The following is an 18,705-nucleotide window of genomic DNA, read 5'->3' as shown; positions in this document are numbered from 1 at the left end:
CCTCCTCATGTGGCCGTCCCCAAGGGCGTGCCACGGCCGCGGCGCCCTGCGGAAGATGAGCCCAGCCTACTCCATTGACAGGATTCCTGTTGGTCATAAGACTGGTCCTGCTTAGCCAGGAATCCTGTCAATGGAGGATGGACTCCCATGGATCTCACGGGAAAGGTGGCCGTCGTCACCGGCAGCGGCCGCGGTCTCGGACTCGCCTACGCCCGCGCGCTGGCCGCGGCCGGGGCGCATGTCGTGGTCAACGATGTGGACCAGCAGGCCGTCGACGCCGCCGTGGAAAGCGTGGCGGCGGCCGGCGGCAAGGCGGTCGGGGTGACCGCCGCGGTGGGCACCACCGCGGCGGCCGATGAGCTGGTCTCCGCCGCGGTGGAGCACTTCGGCCGGCTCGATGTGCTGGTGACCAACGCCGGCATCCTGCGGGACAAGGTCCTGTGGAAGATGACCGACGACGACTTCGACGACGTGATCCGCGTCCACCTGCGCGGCACCTTCAGCTGCGCGCGGGCGGCCGCGGTGCGGATGCGGGAGCAGGGCGAGGGCGGCCGCATCATCCTGATCGGATCGCCGGCCGGCCAGCGCGGCAACTTCGGGCAGACCAACTACGCGGCGGCCAAGGCCGGCATCGCGGCCATGGCCCGCACCTGGGCCCTCGAACTGGCCCGCGCGAAGATCACGGTGAACGCCGTCATCCCCGTGGCGGCCACCGAGATGACCAAGACCATTCCGGCCTTCGGCCCCGCCATCGAGGAGGCCGAACGCACCGGAGCGTCCCTGCCGGACTGGATACGCAAGCAGGAGGGGCTGGGCACCGTCGAGGACGTCACCGGCCTGGTCACCTTCCTCGCCTCCGACGCCTCGGCCGCCGTCACCGGCCAGGCCATCGGCCTCGGCGGGGACCGGCTGGCGCTGTGGTCGCACCCGCAGGAGAAGGCGGTCGACTTCCGGGACGGCGGCTGGAGCGCCGACGAGATCGCCGCCGCCTGGAGCGAGGGTGTCGGTGCGCGGCCCGAGACCTTCGGCATCCCCGCGCCCCAGCCGCCGACGGGCAGCTGACATGGCCACCCCCGCCGCTCCCCTGGACCCGTCCCGGCTGACCGCGATCGACGTGCACACCCACGCGGAGGTGTCCCGCACGGGGCACCCCTCCCTCAGCCCGGAACTGATGGCCGCCTCGGAGAAGTACTTCGCCGCGCACGGCCACCGACAGCCCACGATCGCCGAGACGGCCGACTACTACCGGCAGCGCGGCATGGCGGCCGTCGTCTTCACCGTCGACGCCGAACACGCCCTGGGCCACCCGCCGATCCCGAACGAGGAGGTCGCCGAGGACTGCGCCGCCCACCCCGACGTCCTCATCCCGTTCGCCTCGCTCGACCCGTGGCGCGGACGCGCGGCGGTGCGCCAGGCGCGCCGGCTCGTGGCGGACTACGGTGTGCGGGGCTTCAAGTTCCACCCCAGTCTCCAAGCGTTCTCACCCGACGACCCGATGGCCTACCCGCTGTACGAGGCCATCCAGGAACTGGAGGTTCCGGCGCTCTTCCACACCGGGCAGACCGGTATCGGCGCGGGCGTACGGGGCGGCGGGGGCATCCGCCTGAAGTACTCCGACCCGCTGCTGATCGACGACGTGGCGGCCGACTTCCCCGACCTGCCGATCATCCTGGCCCACCCGTCGTTCCCGTGGCAGGACGAGGCGCTGGCGGTGGCGACCCACAAGCCGAACGTGTACATCGACCTGTCCGGCTGGTCCCCGAAGTACTTCCCGCCGCAGCTCGTCCGCTACGCCAACACGCTGCTGAAGGACAAGGTGCTCTTCGGCTCGGACTACCCGGTCATCACCCCCGACCGCTGGCTGAGCGACTTCGAGAAGATCGACATCAAGCCCGAGGTACGGCCCCGCATCCTCAAGGACAACGCGGTGCGCCTGCTCGGCCTCACGAAGAGCTGACCCTCTTCCCCTCTGTGAGCCCGGCCGGCCCCGGCCGGCGGACTCGGCCCACCCATCCGAAAGGCAGGGCATCCGTATGCGCAACCACGGCGTCGGATCCTGGACCGCACGACGCGCCCGCAAAACCCCGCACCGTGCCGCCGTCGTCCACGGCGGTGTCCAGATCACCTACGCCCAACTGCACGACCGCAGCACGCGCCTGGCCCACCACCTGCGCCACCTCGGCGTGCGTCCCGGCGACCGCGTCGCCTTCCTCGGCCCCAACCACCCCTCGTTCCTGGAGACTTTTTTCGCGGCCGGCCAGCTCGGAGCCATCTTCGTGCCGCTCAACACCCGGCTCGCCGAGCCCGAACTGCGGCACTGCCTGACGGACTCCGGGGCGAGCGTGCTGGTGCACACCCCGGCCTTCGCGCCGTTCGCCCTCTCCTGCGGCACCCCGCGCCTGGTCCCCGTGGGCGACACGCTGGACGAGGACCTCGCCGCGGGCACACCGGCGCCCCTCGACGTGCCCGTGACACACGCCGACACCGCCGTGATCATGTACACCTCCGGGACGACGGGGCGTGCCAAGGGGGCCGTGCTCACCCACGGCAACCTCATCTGGAACAGCCTGAACACCCTGGTCGACGGGGAGTTCGCGGCCGGTGACGTGACCCTGCTGTCCGCGCCGCTGTTCCACACGGCCGCGCTGAACATGACCTGTCTGCCCACTGTGCTCAAGGGCGGCACACTCGTCCTGGAGGAGTCGTTCTCCTCCGCCCGCACCCTGGACCTGGTCGAGCAGCTCCGGGTCACGGTGATGTTCGGTGTGCCGGCCATGTTCCAGCAGATCGCCGCCGAACCCCGGTTCGCCGAGGCCGACCTGTCGTCACTGCGGATGCTGCTGTGCGGCGGCGCCCCGGTACCCGAAGCACTGATCCGCACCTACCAACAGCGCGGGCTCGGCTTCATCCAGGGCTACGGCATGACCGAGGCGTCCCCCGGCGTGTGCCTGCTCGACGCCGAGCACGCCCTCGCCAAGCCCGGCAGCGCCGGCCTCCCCCACTTCTTCAGCGACATCCGCCTCGTCGACCCGGCCGGCGACGACGCCCCGCACGGCGAACTGCTGGTGGAGGGACCGAACGTGATGAGCGGTTACTGGAACCTGCCCGAGGAGACGGCCGCGGCCCTCCAGGACGGCTGGTTCCGCTCCGGGGACATCGCCCGCACCGACGAGGACGGGTACGTCACCCTCGTCGACCGCGCCAAAGACATGATCATCTCCGGTGGGGAGAACATCTACCCGGCCGAGATCGAGAACCTCCTGTACGAACACCCGGCCGTCGGCGACTGCGCCGTCATCGGTGTCCGGGACGACACGTGGGGCGAGGTCCCGCGCGCCGTCGTGGTCCTCGCACCCGGTGTCCGGGCGAGCGCCGAGGACATCCTCGCCTCCCTGGAAGGGCGGCTGGCCCGCTACAAGATCCCCAAGTCGCTCGTCTTCACCGACGCGCTGCCCCGCAGCGGCGCCGGGAAGCTGCTCAAGCCCCGCATCCGCGACCACTTCGGTACCACTTCCTGAAGGAGCCCCGCCATGACCGCAGCCCGCACCGCCACCGGACTCGATGAGATCAAGGCCCTGGCCGGAGCCGACCTCGGCCGCACCGACTGGCTTCAGATCACCCAGGACCGGGTGAACACCTTCGCCGACGCCACCGACGACCACCAGTGGATCCACACCGATCCCGAGCGCGCCGCCACCGGCCCGTTCGGCGGCACGATCGCCCACGGCTATCTGACCCTGTCGCTGATCATCCCCCTCTTCAACCAGCTGCTGGCCATCGAGGGCACCTCCATGAGCATCAACTACGGCTTGGACAAGGTCCGTTTCCCGTCCCCCGTGAAGGTCGGCGCCACGATCCGCCTGCACGGCGTGGTGGAGTCCGTCGACGAGGTCCGCGGCAACGGCGTGGAGATGCGGCTCGCCTTCACCGTGGAGATCGAGGGCTCCGACAAGCCCGCCTGCGTGGCGCAGGCCATCTACCGCCACTACGCCTGACACCCGCCACCAACCGGCGAGCAACTCCTACCTGAGGGAGTCCTCCTGAACGATCTTCGTGGCCGGAGACAGGTTCTCGGAGCCGAGGACAGCGACTCCGGCCGGCACACGGACCTCACGCAACCGCACATCTGCCAGCGATGTCACGTCGACACTCACCAGAGAGGTTTCCAGGGTGAGTACCTGGAAATTCGTGAACACGGAAAGCCATTCCCATGTCCACCCGACGTCCACAGCCACCCATAAATGGGTCAGCCGGTGACGTGAAACCGCATCTACAAGGTCCTCTTGAGAGATGTTCCCGACAATCTTGATCCGAGCCCTGCCCCCGTACCTCTGTAGTTCCCGCAATTCCCGCTTGTTCGAAACCGGAAAGTAGAGATTCGTATCATCGAGGTATGCCACCACTTCTTCCCCGAAGTGGACGGTGTCGAATCTCCCCCACACCCGCACCAGTTCGGCCCGCACCCGCAGATCCTTGTGGCTTCTGTAGCGGGCCAGAACTGGAATCGCCGCATCGGTCGCAATGCGCGCGGCCGCCAGAACCGTGAAGTAGTCTTCGTTCGACGCCTTGTCGTTTTCGGCGTCTTCATTCTCGTTTTTATTCTCATGGTGCAGATTTTGCGGACCAGGCAGTAGTTCCAGGGCAACGGGTCCCACGTCCGCCAATGCTCGCGCTTGCTCTGCCGAGCGGGGCGGAATCAAAGCCGCAGCACGCTTTTGCACCGCATCTCTGACGGATGGGTCCAGTTCCGTGGCATGTTCCAGACAGGCGGCCGCCAGCAGGTGCAGTCGATGGCGACCGTCCACGGATGAATCGCCCCGCTCCAACAGGCCATTGAGAAGGCGCACACGCTCGGCCGGCCGGGCATGGGCAACGGCCATCCTGATCACGTCCTCCCACTGATCGAGGTGGGCGTTGGAGATGAGGAAATCGAAATCAAGGCCCTCGACAGCGGCCTTCGCCCCCAAGTAGTCCTGAAAGGTGCGGTGAATGAAATCCATCGACCCGACACTCGGCTCACGCAACAGGCCGCTCCGCACCAGCAAGTGCCGATAGATTTCCTCCGGCGTCCCCTGCTCGGCCACCTGCGGGATGGCCGGAAGAGACTGCGCCAGCAAATCCACGGCATCACCTCGGCCCATCTCCACTCGGCCGTTTCTGATCATCCAGTAAGCAAGCTTCTGAATGAGCTGAATGTGATGGGCCTCACCGATTCGGATCATCCCGGGTTTGTAGATACCGCGCTCACGGTCACGACGCGAGAGAAGCATGGAAAGCGCCGCATCATAGAGTTCCTTTCGACCGTCAGGCAGATAGCCGCGTCGATCCTGGTGCAGGGCACAGATGAGTGCACACATCAGAGGGTTGGCCGCGAGCCGCCCAAGGGCCTGCTTGGCTTGTACCTCTCGAATCAGTTCCGGGGCGTACTGATCACCAATACCGGCTGCCTTGTGCCAGCGCTTGATGAATGATGCCACGCTGTCCCGGCTCATCGGAGCCATGTCCAGTTCGATGAACCCCTCGTCGGCCAACCACTCGTCCCGAACCGCAGACGGACGCGAAGTAATCAACCAACGGTTTTCAGGATAGACGGCGAGGAGATCTTGCAGCCATCGCCGTGCGCTCTCCCGCTCAATTTCTGGAACTTCATCCATACCGTCGATGAGGATCAAACCGCGACCCGAGGTCAAAACGCGATCAAACCACCCCGTGGGCTGGAGGTTCGCCAGGGGGCAGCCCACTGCCGCGAGAAATTGGTCCGGGGTCGGGAATGATGCCCCGTCTCGGGTAAGGGCGCGCAGCGGAAGCACGAAGGGAACGAGTCCCCACAAATAGAGCAGGGGCTCGTCGGGCTCCTCTTGGGTCGCGGTGACCGCAAGCCACTGCACAAGAGTTGTTTTGCCGGACCCTGCCACACCCCTGAGGAGCACTCGGTTGCGCCCCTCCAATACATGATCGGCAGGAAGCAGCAAAGGCACGTCACTTGCCGCCCTGGATGCCGCGTCCAAGCTCAGGTAGGCGGCGTCCAGAGGCCACACACCGGACACACCAGGAAAATCGAGACCGAAAATAGTCAACTTGCCGTACTTCGACATGATGTACGCCGCATAGCGGTCTTCGAAGGGGGTGTCCGCCGGCGATGGGGTCCGGAAGAGCAAGGCATCGACCTTCGCTCGCAGGTCATCGAGCCGACGGCTCTGTTCGACCAACGTTCTCGGCACGAACGCGGACCGCTGGGTGAAGAAGTGCAATACGTGGAGGCAAGCGGTGTCCATGACAGCTGCGTGCAGCGTGATCGCGTCGCTCGACAGTCCAAGAGTCGCCGTCGGACTCTGAGATCTAAGACGTTGAGACAACGCCAAATGGCCAAGGCTTACCGCTTGCACATCGTCCATGTCCAGATCGCCCATGGCGCGTAAAGAGTCGGCTACCGCATGAGCCACCGCGCGTCGTTCATAGGACGGCATCCGCTCCTCGACCCCGGTCGACTGCCCAGCGCGTCGCACCAACTCATCAGCGATCTTCTGTAACTCGCGGTCGGACAGCGTGCGCTTCTCGCCTTTGAACGACACCAGTCCTGAGACACGCACGGGTTTGTCGACCAGTCCCGCCCCAGCGCTTTCCGATACGAACAATCTCCTGATCAGCGGGAACACGACGCTCGAGGCCAAGCGAGCACCAATTGCTCCAGGTTCCACCCATTCCCCCCAGGTATAGAGAGGACCAGCGTAGGGCACAGCGCGGTCCTCCGGCTCCAGTTGACGGACCAGAGCATCGAAAAAAGGACCGCGGCGCCTATTCCGACACGTGTACGACCACGTGGAATACGTGAGTACCCGCCAGGAAGCACCGCGCACGCGGCGTGAGCGACCGCGGCATCCACGCCCAGGCCGGTTTTACCTACCGGCGCGGCCCCGCGATCGTCTCCTGCGGCTCCGCGGGGCCGCCGTCCCCGGCTCGTGCGGTGGCTGCCGCCTCCAGGAGGGGCCAGCCGTCGACCTCCGACGCCCGCCGCTCCCCCGGCTGCCACCCGCGGGCCGACACCGCGTCGAGCAGGGCCCGGACGGCGCCCGGTTGGTGCAGGTTCAGGGAGCCGCCCCGGACGTACCCCACGTCCCCGGAACCCATGGGGAAGCCGCCCGGGACGTACCGGCCCGGACCCTCGGCGAAGACGATGCGCAGCGGGCCGCCGGTGCCGGCCGGCTGCGGGTACAGCGTGAGGATCTCGCGGCAGTCCGCGGACCTGCCGTTGTCCAGCACGCGGTGGCTGTGGCGGAGCGTCCACAGGTACGCGCGCCCGTCGGCGACCAGGCGGCGGGGCTTCTTCGGGTGACGGGGCACGGTGCCGAGGGTACGTGAGCCGTGCGGCCGCTCCCCCGGGATGTGGTCCGTGATCAGCGGCTCGTGAATGGGAGCACGAGCCGGGAGGGGTGTGCGGCGTCGCGGTAGATCTTGTGGGTGACGGGGCGGCCGACCGGCAGGTGGAAGGCGTCCGGTGGCAGCAGCGCGTTGTGCGCGTCGGCCGGCGGCTCGTCGTTCGACAGCTCCGCCACCAGGCGGTGGCCTGGCTGGAAGGTGGCCGCGAACGGATAGAGCCGCAGCACGTACTCCTCGATTGTCCCGGGCTCCACCGGCACCGCTCGGGTGTGCGGATGGTAGGGGTTGCCCTCGGTGGTGCGCTCCTCGTCGAGTTCGCGGTGGGAGGCCTTGAGATAACCGGTGGTGATCAGCTGCCGGCCGCCGCCGGGAGTCTCGTCCCACAGGCGCAGGATGAAGTTGGTGTCGTCCTGGTCGATTTCCGCGAACAGGTGCGCCGCGCCGGTGCCGATCAGTTCGGTGGGCTGCTCGAACGGATCGGTCGACCAGCTCAGCACCTCGACCTTGTCGGTGACGGTGAGCGGTGCCTGGTAGAAGCCGTCGGGGGCGGCGTGCTCGGCACCCATGAGCTCGGGTTCGAAGGAGAGCTTGCCCCGCGGGCGCAGGTAGAGCGGTGTGTACTCGGTCTCCTTCGGCGGCCACTGCGCCGCGGTGACCACCTCGCGCGAGCCCTCGACGAAGACGCTCACGGCCGGCTCGTCCATGACGCCGTTGTCGACGCCCTTCAGCCAGTACTCGTACCAGCGGAACATCTTGTCGTGCTCTTCGATCCAGGGGCGCGACTGCATCGGCGGGTAGGAGCCGATGTCCAGCTTCTTGGGGCCCTTGAGGACGTTGAACAGCTCGATGTGGCCGTCCACGGTCCAGCCGCGTCCCTGGTCGATCTGGAGGTAGACCGGGATGTCGATGTTCCGCGCCAGGGTGATCGGGTTGCGCTCCTCGTACCAGTCGCCGTCGAGGGGGTTCATCACGATGTCGAACCAGAACTCGCGGTTCTTCGGGTACGTGAGCACGTGCACGAGGTTCGGCCAGGCCGCCACGTCCGGGTCGGCCAGCCGCTTCTCGACGAGCTTCTTCAGTTCCTCGGGAGAGTGGACCTCCCGCATCCGGGACCTGACATTGGTGTGCGCGATGCCGGAGTCGCCACCGCGGCCCTCGCGGGCGGCGCGCGGCATGAACCACATGATGCCGCCGTGGTAGGTGGTCTCGTAGAAGTCGTAGTGGCCGCCGCTGACGAAGATCGCCTTGAGGTGCGGCGGGCGCTCGGCGGCGGCGAGCACCTGCATGGAGCCGAAGTACGAGATGCCGATCATGCCGACGTTGCCATCGCACCACGGCTGTGCGGCAACCCACTCGATGAGGTCGTACAGGTCCTGCCCCTGGGAAACCCCGCCGAAGTTGTAGTTGCCGATCATGACGCCGCCGGAATCACCGGTCCCGCGCATATCGCCGATGACGTGGACATAGCCCTCCCCGACGACGCGCGCGATGTCGCCCGCCTCGATACAGCCGTCCCACATCGGGCTCGGCCGGCGCTGGGGCGGCATGGTGAGGGCGAGGGCCTGAAGCTCCTTGCCGTAGGCGCTCATCGCGATCAGGGCGGGCCGTGGCGTCGCGTCCTGGCCGTGGTAGGCGTCCGCGGCGAGTTCGACGCCGTCCCGCATCGGGATCCGGAGATCCTTGCGGACGGCGATGGTCTGCTCGCCCGCCCGGATCGTCTGAAAGTCGGTCATGAGTGACGAGAGCTCCTCTGCCATGAATGCTGGTCGTGGCTGGTGCGGTAGCCGTGCATCGAGGTGAAGAACGGCGATGGCTCGAGCGTGGGATCGCCGGTGTAGCCGAGCCGCTCGGCGGCGCGGGCGAACGGGGAGTACGGCGAGTCGGTCTCCCGCGGGCCGGCCCGCAGGCAGTCGCGGGCGGCCTCGGCGACCCGGCCCTCGGCGGCGAGGCTCTGGGCGAGGGCCTCCTGGGCCTGTACGGCGTCGAGCTCGACGCCGTACGGCGTGCCGTCGGCGCGGCGGTAGGGGTGGCCGAGGTACAGGCGCCGTGGACGGATCTCCTCGCGCAGATGGTTCAGGCTCGCGCGGTAGGCGGCCGGGTCCGTGTAGCCGGGGAAGTTGTTGGCGGCCCCGTGGACCTGTACGGCGTCGCCGACGAACACCGAGCGTTGCCCGTCGAGGACGTAGGCGACCGACCCGGGCGTGTGGCCCGGGGTCGAGTGCACCGTAACGGTGACGTCACCGCCGAGAGAGATGGTCTCGCCGCCCTGGACGAGCAGGGAGGGTTCCATCTCGCCGGAGATGACGGCATGCGTGGCGGCCGCCACCTTCGCCTCGCCCTCGGGGTCGCCCAGGTACCGGCCCCGTCCTCGGCGGTACTCCGCCACGTGGGCCCGCCGCGAGCGGAGCATCGGTGCGTCGGCCTCGTGAATCACCACCTGTGCGCGCCGGCCGGTGAGCTCCCACAGGGCGTGCGCCCCGCCGATGTGGTCGATGTGACCGTGGGTCAGCAGGATCCAGCGCACGTCCTGGACGCGGCGCCCGATCGCCTGGAGCGCGGGCGCCATCCCTTCGGCGGGCGAGGAGGCGATCCCGGTGTCGACGATGGCCGGCTCGGGCGCGTCGATGAAGAAGCTGTAGAGACCGAAACGGCCCCACGGCGAGACCAGTGGATGGACGTTGACTTCGTGCGTCATGGTGTTCCTTCCGCACTCGTACGCGGGTCGGCCGGGTCAGCGCCGGCCGAGGAAGTCGCGGGTCTGCGCGAAGACCCTGTGGTATTCGGGAATCCAGGAGAAGTGCTGGACGAATCCGTGGCCCGCGCCCTCGTACCGGCTCACCGTCGCCTCCACGCCGGCCTCCCGCAGCCGCCGGCCGTAGGCCTCGCCCTCGTCGCGCAGCGGGTCGCAGGCCGCGGTGACGATGAGGGCGGGCGGCAGCCCGGTGAGGTCCGCGCGCTTGATCGGCGAGACGAGCGGGTCCGCGGGATCGGCGCCGCTGTCGAGGTAGAAGGCGTTGAAGGGCCTCAGTCCCGCCGTCTCCAGGCCGTAGCCCACGGCGTTCTCCCGCAGCGAGGCATAGCGGTCGACGTCGAAGTCCAGGTCGAGCGAGGGGTAGTAGAGGATCTGGTGCGTGATCCGGTGGAAGCCGTCGTCGTGCGCCTTGGCGGCGACGGCGGCGACGAAGTTGCCGCCGGAGCTGTCGCCGGCGATGGCGAGGGTCGTGCCGTCCCACGCCAGGCTCTCGCCCGTCTCGGCGGCCCACCGCACGACCGCGTAACAGTCGTCGAGACCGGCCGGGAAGGCGGCCTCGGGCGCCAGCCGGTAGCCGACGGAGATGACCTTGAGCCCGGTCTCCTTCGCCAGCGAGCGCGCGACGTGGTCGTGCGTCTCCAGGCTGCCGAGGAAGAACGCGCCGCCGTGGAAGTAGACCAGCAGGCCGTAAGCGTCGGCCTCGGCCGGCGTGTAGATCCGCGCCGGTATCCCGCCCGACGCGGTGTGGACGGTCACCTCGTCGACCGCGTGGAGCGGCAGGCGCTCCTCGGGGGGAGCGATATGCGCCTCCTCCGCGGCGCGCAGGGCGACCGGGTCGAGCGGGCCCTCGGGCGGGGCCGGCTGATTGGCCACGACCTTGGCGATCTCGGGGTGCAGTGGCATGGCGTCACTCCTGCGTGGCAGCGGCGGCGGGCTTCTGGCCGGGGAAGACCTCATCGATCTCGTCCTCGGTCCACCCCTGGCGGGAGACGCGCTGCAGCGCGTCGGTCACCGGCTTCCGGGTGGCCTGGTACCGGGCCAGCGCCTCCTTCGGGGAGTCCGCCCGCGCGAGGGCGTCGGCGAGCGCTCCGGCGTCCTCGATGGCCGAGTTCGCGCCCTGGCCCTGGTGGTGCAGCATCGAGTGGGCCGCGTCGCCCACGAGGACGACGGAGTCGGAGTGCCAGGTGTCGACCGGGTCGATGTCGTAGACCGCGCGGATGTTCACGGTGTCCATGTCCAGCTCGCGCGTGATGTTCACGATGCGCTCGTCGAAGCCCGCCACCGTCGCCACCAGGTCGTCCTTGGTGACCTGCGGTGCCCAGGTGCTGTCCCGGCACAGCGCGGTGATGTCGAACGACACCTGGCCGCGGTGGCGCAGCGGCAGCAGGTAGACCTTCGTGCCCCGGCCGATGTACATCCGGAGGTTGTCGTCGGTGACCATCCCGTAGGCGTCGTCGACGGAGATGACCGCGCGGTAGGCGTGTTCACCGGAGAACACCGGGTCCTTGTCGCTGAACAGCTGCCGGCGCACCACCGACTTGATGCCGTCGGCACCGACGACCAGGTCCGCCTCGACGGTCCTGCCGCCCGCGAAGGTGAGGACGGAGCGGTCGCCCTCGTCCCGCACGGTCTCCAGTTTGTGGCCGAGGTGCACCATGCCGTCGGGGAGTACGCCCAGCAGGGCGTCGATGAAGTCGCCGCGGTGGATCAGGTGGGTCGTGGTCTCCTCGGGGAAGTCGTGGATCCCGGGCCACGTCTCCTTCTTGATCGGGTCGGCGGTGGCGGTGAGGATTTCGAAGTAGTCGCTCGGCGAGCTCACCTTCGTGATCGCGTCGAGGATTCCCCACTGGCGGAACCGGTTCATGGTGGCGGGACGCAGGCCGATGCCGGCGCCGACCTCACGGATCCGGTGCGCCTGCTCGTAGACGGTGACGTCGGCGCCGAGCAGGCTCAGGGCCTTGGCCGCCGCCGCGCCGCCGTATCCCGCCCCGACGACGGCGACAGTGAGGTTCTTCAGGTCTGAGGGCTGCATGGTGGCTCTCTCCCACTCCTGGATGGCGCTACTGCTGGATGGCGCTGCTTCTGGATGGCGCTACTGCTGGATGGTCAGGAAGTCAGCGGGGTTGTCGACGAAGATCGTCTTGATCGCCGTCTCGTCGAGACCGGCGGCGCGGAGGTCCGGGATGAGGTCCTCGAAGATGTAGTTGACGGTGTGGCCCTTCACACCCGGCCAGCCCAGCGGACTGCAGTTGGCGTCGGCGGAGGCGAGGACCTGCGTCAGCCGGCCTCCGCCGATGAACCTCAGGAAGTGGTCCAGCCGCTCCTTGCGGGGGCGGGCCCAGAACGGCGGGTCCGGCAGCTCGGTCTCGTAGCCGAAGGTGTCGAAGCCGATGCGACCGCCCTGTTCCGCGATCCAGACATCGCGTGTCTTGTCGGCGTTCACGCCGTCGTCCACGTGCCCGAACAGCACGCGGTCCAGGGGCAGGCCCTCTTCGTTGAAGATCGCGATCGCGTTCTCGGCGTCGATCGCGAGGTGGGTCAGGATCGGCACGCCCGTGGTCAGCGAGGCGCGGGCCGCGGCGCGGTAGATGCGCTGGTCCAGATCGGTCATACGGCCGCCGCGGCTCACCCCGACCTTGATGACACCGGCGAGGCTGCCGGTGTCCGCGATGCCGACGGTGATCTCGTGGACGAACTGCTGGGTCAGGTAGTCCACGCTTGCCCGCGCGAAGTGCGGCAGGGCGGTGTCGCCGCCGACGAAGCCGGTGCAGGCGACGATGTGGACGCCGGTCTTCGCGGACAGCGACTTGTAGTAGTCGACGTCCCGGCCGTTGCAGATCCCGGTCACGTCGACGAAGGTGCCGCCGCCGTGTTCGTGGAACCGGCGCAGCTTCGGGACGGTCTCCTCGTACCGCTGCTCGGGGGTCTTCCACCATCGCGTGTCCAGTTCGGAGCCGGGCATGCCGTAGCCGATGTGCTCGTGGACGGCCACGAGACCCAGTTCCTCGGCCGGGATCGCTCCCAGGACGGTGTTCACTCTCGACACAAACACTCACCTTCACCTTTGAAGAAAGAGACTTGACGGTCGTTGGCGCCGGTGTGCTCAGCGCACCGACAGCAGGTCGCGCGGGTTGGCCACGAGAATCCGTCGCACGTCCTCGTCGCTGAGGCCCTGTTCCGTCAGGAGCGGGACGAAGGTGGTCAGGACGTAGCTGTACGGCAGGTCGTTGCCGGGGTGGCCCTTCGCCACCCCGGTGGCGCCGCTCGAGAGCAGGATCCGGTGGCCGAAGCCGGCCCGCACGAGGTCGGCGACCAGGGCGGCGCGCTCGGCATCGGCGATGTGGGGCCGGTCCGCCACGCCGACGTGGTCGAGTGCGATGTAGGCGCCGCGGCGGGCGATCTCCAGGGGCGCGCCGGCGGCGATGGCGTCCTCGCGGTCGAGTCCGCCGACGACGACGCGGCCGGCCGGCAGCTTCTCGTCCAGGACGACGTCGAGGTCGTGGACGGCGTCGCTGCCGTAGCGGAGGGAGACCGCGACGCCGGTGCTCAGGGCGGTCCGGGCCGCGCCGCGGAACAGGCTCTCGTCGGTGGCGGTCATGCCCGTAGGGGTCGCGGCGGTGGCCACCAGGCCGGCGGCGCCGCGGCGCTCCACGCGGGGGACCACCATGCCCTCGGTGACCTCCTTGGTGAAGAGGTCGGCGAACTTCTCGGCCGGCCACGGCGTCGGCGGGTTGGTCTGCGGCGTGAGGAAGTAGCCGCCGAGCATGTCCTGCGGGCCCTGCCCCGTCGAGGCGACGATGTGCACGCCGGTCGTGCGGGACAGGGTCTCGTACAGCCGGAGGTCCCGGCCGTGGAACATGCCGGTGCTGTCGACGATCGTGCCGCCGCCGTGGGCGCGGAAGTCCCGCAGCTTCGCGGCGAGGGTCTCGAAGATCTCCGCGCGGTCGATGGTGACGTCGAAGGCGTGCTCCGCGCCCGGGACCACCGACAGCAGCGCCTCGTGGACCAAGGCGACACCCAGCTCTTCAGGGGGCACCGGGCCCAGGACGGTGTTCACGGTGTTGCTCTTGACGCTCATGCCTGCTCTCACGTGTCCGAATGAGGTGCACAGCACCCTGTGGCTGCCGTCACGATAGCCATTCGCTTTACAGCGCGTCAACCAAACAAGCACACCGTACAGAGGAAGAACAATTCGTATGTCGCACAGTCAGTCTGTACGCTCGACGTGCGGTGGCGCGTTAGGATCCGGGCATGGCGAACCTTCGTGAGGCGCACAAACGGATGACGCGCCGCCTGCTGCTGGAGTCAGGGCTTGAGCTCTTCAAGACGAAGGGGTACGCCGCCACCACGGTGGACGACATCGCGACCGCGGCGGGCACCACACGCGTGACCTTCTACGCGTACTTCTCGTCCCGCAGCGAACTGATGAAGGCGCTCATCGACGAGCAGCTCAACGAGGCGCTGCAACGCGTCCGCTCCTCCGAGCACGGCTCCACGGCGCAGGACCTCGTCGCCACTGTCGCCGACGGAACGCCGGAGGCGATCATGGCGTGGCTGCGGCGTACCGCCGGCAGCTGGCCGGCCATCCGGCCGATCATCCGCGTCGGCCGCGACGCCGCGGTGGTCGACCCGGAACTCACCGATCTGGTCGAGCGATGGATGGAGGAGGCCATCAGCGATATAGCGGACGGACTGGCGGTGGCCGAGCGTCTGGAACCCCATCAGCGCCACTTCCGGGGCGTTCTCGCGATGGCGCAGCTCGACTACGTCGCCCAGAACTGGGAGCGCGCCGACTGGAAGCTCACGCCCGACCAGATGCTCGACGAGCTCGGCGACAGTTGGGTACGGCTGCTGACCTGAGGGCGTACCGCCGCCGGATGTCCTCGGCGATGGCCTCGCCGCTCTGCCTGATCCTGGTCCGGCTCGGCATCCGGCCGGCCGTCACCGAGCCGCACCCCCAGTGGCTGGAGCGGGCGGTGCGGCCCGGCGCCCTCATCGAGGCCCGCTTCCCGCCGCCACAGGCGCAGGAGGCGTTCGCCGGTGCCGGGGCACGGGCCGGGAAGACCTGGATCGCCCGCGGCGGCGAGCAGGCATCAGCGCATCAGTACGTCGCCCGGCCACCGCTGGCGTCGTAGACGGCGCCGGTGGAGAAGCTGACCTGCTCCGAGCAGAGCCACGCGATCAGCTCGGCGATCTCCTCGGCCCGGCCGAAGCGGCCCATCGGCGTGAGGGCCTGGGAGCGGGCGAGCACCTCGGGAGCGGTGTGCGCGTTCATCGGGGTCCGGACGGCCGCGGGCGCGACGGCGTTGACCAGGACGCCGGTCGTGGCCAGCTCCTTGCCCAGGGACTTGGTGAGCGCGACGACGGCGGCCTTCGACGCCGAGTAGGCGCTCTGGGTGGGGTTGCCGTCCTTGGCCGCGATGCTCGCCAAGGTGACGATCCGGCCCCAGCCCGCGTTCACCATGCCCGGCACGACGGCGCGGCACAGCAGGAAGGTGCCGTCGACGTTGACCCGGAAGGTGGTCTGCCACGCGTCCAGGTCGAGTTCGGCGAGGGGGCGGGAGGGGCCTACGATGCCCGCGCAGTGTACGAGGATGCCCACCGGGCCCAGCCTCTCGACGAGCGCGGCGACGGCCTCGGGGTCGGTGACGTCCAGCCTCTCGTCCGCGCCCGGGGCGAGGTCGGCGGTGACGACCCGTACCCCTTCGGCGCGCAGCTTCGCCGCGGTCGCGGCGCCGATCCCGCCCGCTCCCCCGGTGACCAGGGCCGACACGCCCTCGGGGTGCCTCATGCGGCGGCTCCCGAGGTCACCTGGGCGAGGTGGCGCGCGGCGATCCAGCCGAAGGTCATGGCCGGCCCGAGGTTGATTCCGCCGGCGGGGTAGTGGCCGCCCATCACGCTCGCCTGGTCGTTGCCGACGGCGTAGAGCCCGTGGACCGGTTCGTGCCGGTCGCCCAGGACCCGGGCGTGCTCGTCGGTGGCCAGCCCGGCGAAGGTGCCGAAACTGCCGGGGACGATCCGCACGGCGTAGAACGGTCCCTTCTCCAGCGGGGCGAGCGAGGGGTTCGGGGTCACCGTCGGGTCGCCTCCGTAGCGGTTGAACGGCGTCGCCCCGCGGCCGAAGGCGGGGTCCTCGCCGCGGCGGGCGGCGTCGTTGAACTCCGCGACGGTCGTGGCGAGCCCGGCCGGGTCGATGCCGCAGGCGCGGGCGAGTTCCTCGAGCGTACGGCCGCGGCGGAGATAGCCGCTGCGCAGGTAGGGGAAGAGGGGGATCGGGCGGGGCTTGGCCATGCCCAGCGGATAGCGGCGTACGAACCGGGCGTCGGCGATCTGCCAGGCCTCGACCGGTTCGCCGTCCGGGGTCGCCGCGATCAGTGCCGCGACGTAGTCGTAGTAGCCGTTGGCCTCGTTGACGAACCGCCGTCCGTCGCGCAGCACGCCGATGCTGCCGGGCTTGGCACGGTCCATGATGTGCGGGAACACTCCGGTGCGGCCGCCCCGGTAGGGCACCAGGGAGACCGGGCACCAGGCGGCCGGGGAGGCCAGGTCGGTGTGCAGCCGGCCCCCGGCCGACTCACCCAGGGTGGCGCCCGCGCCGTCGGCCTCCTCGGGGGCGAGGGTCCAGTGCCGCTCCCCGCGCGGGAACAGCGCACGGCGCCGGGCCTCGTCGCGGGGGAAACCGCCGGTGGCCAGGACCACGCCCTGCGCCGCCGTGAGCCGGAGCGGGCCGCCCGCGGTGGCCGCCACCACGCCGGTGACCCGGCCTTTCTCGCGGATCAGTTCGGTGACGGGGGTCGACACCCGGATGTCGACACCGGCGTCCAGGGCCGACCGCAGCAGCCGTCCGACCAGCGCGGTGCCGTTGACCAGTTGCATGCCCCGTCGCTTGGTGGCCAGGTCGAACAGGTGGCGCCCGACTCGGCGGGTGGCGTGCAGCAGGCCGCGGACGTCGCCGCGGGACGCGGCGAGAAAGCCGGCCAGATCCGGCCCGGCCATGATCCCCATGCCGAGGAACGAGGTCTCGTACAGCTGACGGCGCAGGAGGCGCGCCACGTCGTCGCCGAGCCGGCGGAGGTCGGCGGGGGCGGGCGCCACGGACCGGTGTCCGGTGCCGGCGCCGGGGAGATCGCCGTAGATGTCGCAGATCCTGGCGCCCGGTTCGAAGGTCAGGGCGGTGTGATCGTGGAAGAACCGCACCATCTCGGGGGCGGCGGCCAGGAAGGCGTCGACCCGGGCCGGTTCGTAGTGCTCGCCGAGTGCGGCGCGCAGGTAGTCGCGGAACTCATCGGTCTCCTCCCGGACTCCGTCGGCCCGCGCCAGGGGGTTGCCCGGTGCCCACATCCACCCGCCGGACCAGGCCGTGGCGCCACCGCAGACCGCGGCGCGTTCGAGGACCACGACCCGCAGGCCGTGGTGGGCGGCGGTCACCGCCGTGGCGAGCCCGCCCGCTCCGGAGCCGACGACGACCACGTCGTACCGCTGTGCTGGTGCCGTTGGGGATGTTCGCGTGGTCACGGTGCTGTCCCTCCTGCGTCCCGGAGCCGACTGTGTGCCGTACGGTCCAGGACTATGTAAGTTCACGTATAAAATCAACGCATCACTGTGCTCGAAATTGACTACATGCCGAGGACGGGGCAGCGCAAGCCCTGTCGCCGGGGAGGTTCCGCACATGGAGATCCGCTGGCTCGAGGCGTTCATCGCCGTCGCCGAGGAACTGCACTTCGGTCGCGCCGCCACGCGACTGAGGCTCGCCCAGTCGCCACTGAGCCAGACCATTCGCAAGCTGGAGAAGGAACTCGGGGTGAGGCTGTTCGACCGCAGCACCCGCAGCGTCGCGCTGACCCCGGCCGGGCAGGCGTTCCTGCCGCACGCCCACCGCGTGTTCGAGGAGCTCGAACTGGGGCGGCAGTCGACCCGGGCCACCGCCGGGGAGGTGTACGGCACGGTCTCCCTCGGTTTCTCCGGCGCCCTCAACCACCACACGCTGCCGCCGTTGACCAGGGCGGTCCGTCAGCGGTACCCCCAGGTCACCCTGTCGCTGACCATGCGGGTCGTGACCCGGGACGGCATCGAGCAACTGGAGCAGGGCGGCCTGGACATCGCCTTCGTCGGCCTGCCGATCGCCCCTTCCCCGGTGCGTACGCGGCTGATCGGACGGGAGCCGCTCGGCGCGGCGCTGCCGGTCGACCACCCGTTGGCCGGGGAGTCCGCGATCGACCTCGCCGACCTGGCCGACGAGGGGTTCATCACCACGCCGGCCGCGGCCGGTTCGGCGCTCCAGGAGTCGACGCTGCGGGCCTGCGTGAAGGCCGGGTTCCGGCCCCGCGTGGTCCAGGAGATCACCGACCCGTACATGATCCTGACCCTGGTGTCGGCCGGCGTCGGGGTCGCGCTGATGCCGTCCAATGTCGCGGGGATCATGCCCTCGGCCTCGGCGTTCGTACCGCTGCGCGACGAGCCGACCTATATGGACCACGCCCTGGCGTGGCGGGAGGACAATCCGTCGCCCGTGCTGCGGGCCGTGCTCGAGGTCGCCGAGGAGGTGCTGCCCACACCGGAGACGTGATTGTGTGTCG

At 69.4% G+C, this 18,705-nt stretch carries 17 protein-coding genes; 7 read left to right on the top strand and 10 right to left on the bottom strand.

The window, feature by feature from the left end; genetic code table 11:
- Positions 1-147: 147 nt before the first annotated feature.
- From N6H00_RS37855 to N6H00_RS37840, 4 genes are all read left to right on the top strand, one after another.
- Positions 148-1,062: an SDR family oxidoreductase gene (locus N6H00_RS37855; RefSeq protein WP_268976419.1), complete on the top strand. Its 915-nt coding sequence runs from the start codon at positions 148-150 to the stop codon at positions 1,060-1,062.
- A 1-nt stretch (position 1,063) separates the two neighbouring features.
- Entirely contained in the window at positions 1,064-1,957 is an 894-nt protein-coding gene (locus N6H00_RS37850) for an amidohydrolase family protein (RefSeq protein WP_268976418.1), read from the top strand.
- Positions 1,958-2,033: 76 nt separating this feature from the next.
- Positions 2,034-3,518 carry an acyl-CoA synthetase gene (locus N6H00_RS37845; RefSeq protein ID WP_268976417.1) on the top strand — a complete coding sequence of 495 codons (1,485 nt, stop codon included), beginning with the start codon at positions 2,034-2,036 and terminating at the stop codon, positions 3,516-3,518.
- A 12-nt stretch (positions 3,519-3,530) separates the two neighbouring features.
- Positions 3,531-3,995: a MaoC family dehydratase gene (locus N6H00_RS37840; RefSeq protein WP_268976416.1), complete on the top strand. Its 465-nt coding sequence runs from the start codon at positions 3,531-3,533 to the stop codon at positions 3,993-3,995.
- Between the two features lie 27 nt (positions 3,996-4,022).
- Here N6H00_RS37840 and N6H00_RS37835 read toward each other — a convergent pair whose 3' ends face one another.
- The 8 genes from N6H00_RS37835 to N6H00_RS37800 form a co-directional block, all read right to left on the bottom strand.
- Positions 4,023-6,698, bottom strand: a complete 2,676-nt coding sequence (locus tag N6H00_RS37835; protein ID WP_443073157.1) for an NACHT domain-containing protein — start codon at positions 6,696-6,698, stop codon at positions 4,023-4,025.
- Positions 6,699-6,900: 202 nt separating this feature from the next.
- Positions 6,901-7,341, bottom strand: coding sequence for a hypothetical protein (locus N6H00_RS37830; protein ID WP_268976414.1), 441 nt, complete (start codon positions 7,339-7,341; stop codon positions 6,901-6,903).
- A gap of 53 nt (positions 7,342-7,394) precedes the next feature.
- On the bottom strand, positions 7,395-9,110 hold the full coding sequence (locus tag N6H00_RS37825; RefSeq protein ID WP_268976413.1) for a CocE/NonD family hydrolase: 1,716 nt from the start codon (positions 9,108-9,110) through the stop codon (positions 7,395-7,397).
- Complete coding sequence (locus tag N6H00_RS37820; protein WP_268976412.1) at positions 9,107-10,072, bottom strand: MBL fold metallo-hydrolase; 966 nt, start codon at positions 10,070-10,072, stop codon at positions 9,107-9,109. Before N6H00_RS37820 ends, N6H00_RS37825 begins: the two co-directional genes overlap by 4 nt.
- Before the next feature lie 36 nt (positions 10,073-10,108).
- On the bottom strand, positions 10,109-11,032 hold the full coding sequence (locus N6H00_RS37815; protein ID WP_268976411.1) for an alpha/beta hydrolase: 924 nt from the start codon (positions 11,030-11,032) through the stop codon (positions 10,109-10,111).
- A gap of 4 nt (positions 11,033-11,036) precedes the next feature.
- On the bottom strand, positions 11,037-12,161 hold the full coding sequence (locus tag N6H00_RS37810) for an FAD-dependent monooxygenase (protein ID WP_268976410.1): 1,125 nt from the start codon (positions 12,159-12,161) through the stop codon (positions 11,037-11,039).
- 60 nt (positions 12,162-12,221) lie between these two features.
- The gene (locus tag N6H00_RS37805; protein WP_268976409.1) at positions 12,222-13,175 is read right to left on the bottom strand and encodes a phosphotriesterase family protein; all 954 of its coding nucleotides are present in this window, start codon (positions 13,173-13,175) and stop codon (positions 12,222-12,224) included.
- A 57-nt stretch (positions 13,176-13,232) separates the two neighbouring features.
- Entirely contained in the window at positions 13,233-14,207 is a 975-nt protein-coding gene (locus N6H00_RS37800; protein ID WP_268976408.1) for a phosphotriesterase, read from the bottom strand.
- 173 nt (positions 14,208-14,380) lie between these two features.
- On the opposite strand from N6H00_RS37800, the gene N6H00_RS37795 reads away from it, so the two are divergent.
- Positions 14,381-14,989, top strand: coding sequence for a TetR/AcrR family transcriptional regulator (locus N6H00_RS37795; protein WP_268976407.1), 609 nt, complete (start codon positions 14,381-14,383; stop codon positions 14,987-14,989).
- Positions 14,990-15,006: 17 nt separating this feature from the next.
- The gene (locus tag N6H00_RS37790) at positions 15,007-15,264 is read left to right on the top strand and encodes a hypothetical protein (protein ID WP_268976406.1); all 258 of its coding nucleotides are present in this window, start codon (positions 15,007-15,009) and stop codon (positions 15,262-15,264) included.
- Here the strand turns inward: N6H00_RS37790 and N6H00_RS37785 are convergent.
- Positions 15,231-15,920, bottom strand: coding sequence for an SDR family NAD(P)-dependent oxidoreductase (locus N6H00_RS37785; RefSeq protein WP_268976405.1), 690 nt, complete (start codon positions 15,918-15,920; stop codon positions 15,231-15,233). The two genes, N6H00_RS37790 and N6H00_RS37785, sit on opposite strands and share 34 nt — an antisense overlap.
- Positions 15,917-17,644, bottom strand: coding sequence for an FAD-dependent oxidoreductase (locus N6H00_RS37780; protein ID WP_268976404.1), 1,728 nt, complete (start codon positions 17,642-17,644; stop codon positions 15,917-15,919). Before N6H00_RS37780 ends, N6H00_RS37785 begins: the two co-directional genes overlap by 4 nt.
- Positions 17,645-17,798: 154 nt before the next feature.
- Between N6H00_RS37780 and N6H00_RS37775 the strand changes: the two genes are divergently transcribed.
- Positions 17,799-18,695: a LysR family transcriptional regulator gene (locus tag N6H00_RS37775; protein WP_268976403.1), complete on the top strand. Its 897-nt coding sequence runs from the start codon at positions 17,799-17,801 to the stop codon at positions 18,693-18,695.
- The last annotated feature ends 10 nt before the right edge of the window (positions 18,696-18,705 follow it).

This window comes from Streptomyces sp. S465, assembly GCF_026898115.1.
Lineage (GTDB): Bacteria > Actinomycetota > Actinomycetes > Streptomycetales > Streptomycetaceae > Streptomyces > Streptomyces luomodiensis.
This window is presented reverse-complemented; position numbering and strand designations above follow the sequence as displayed.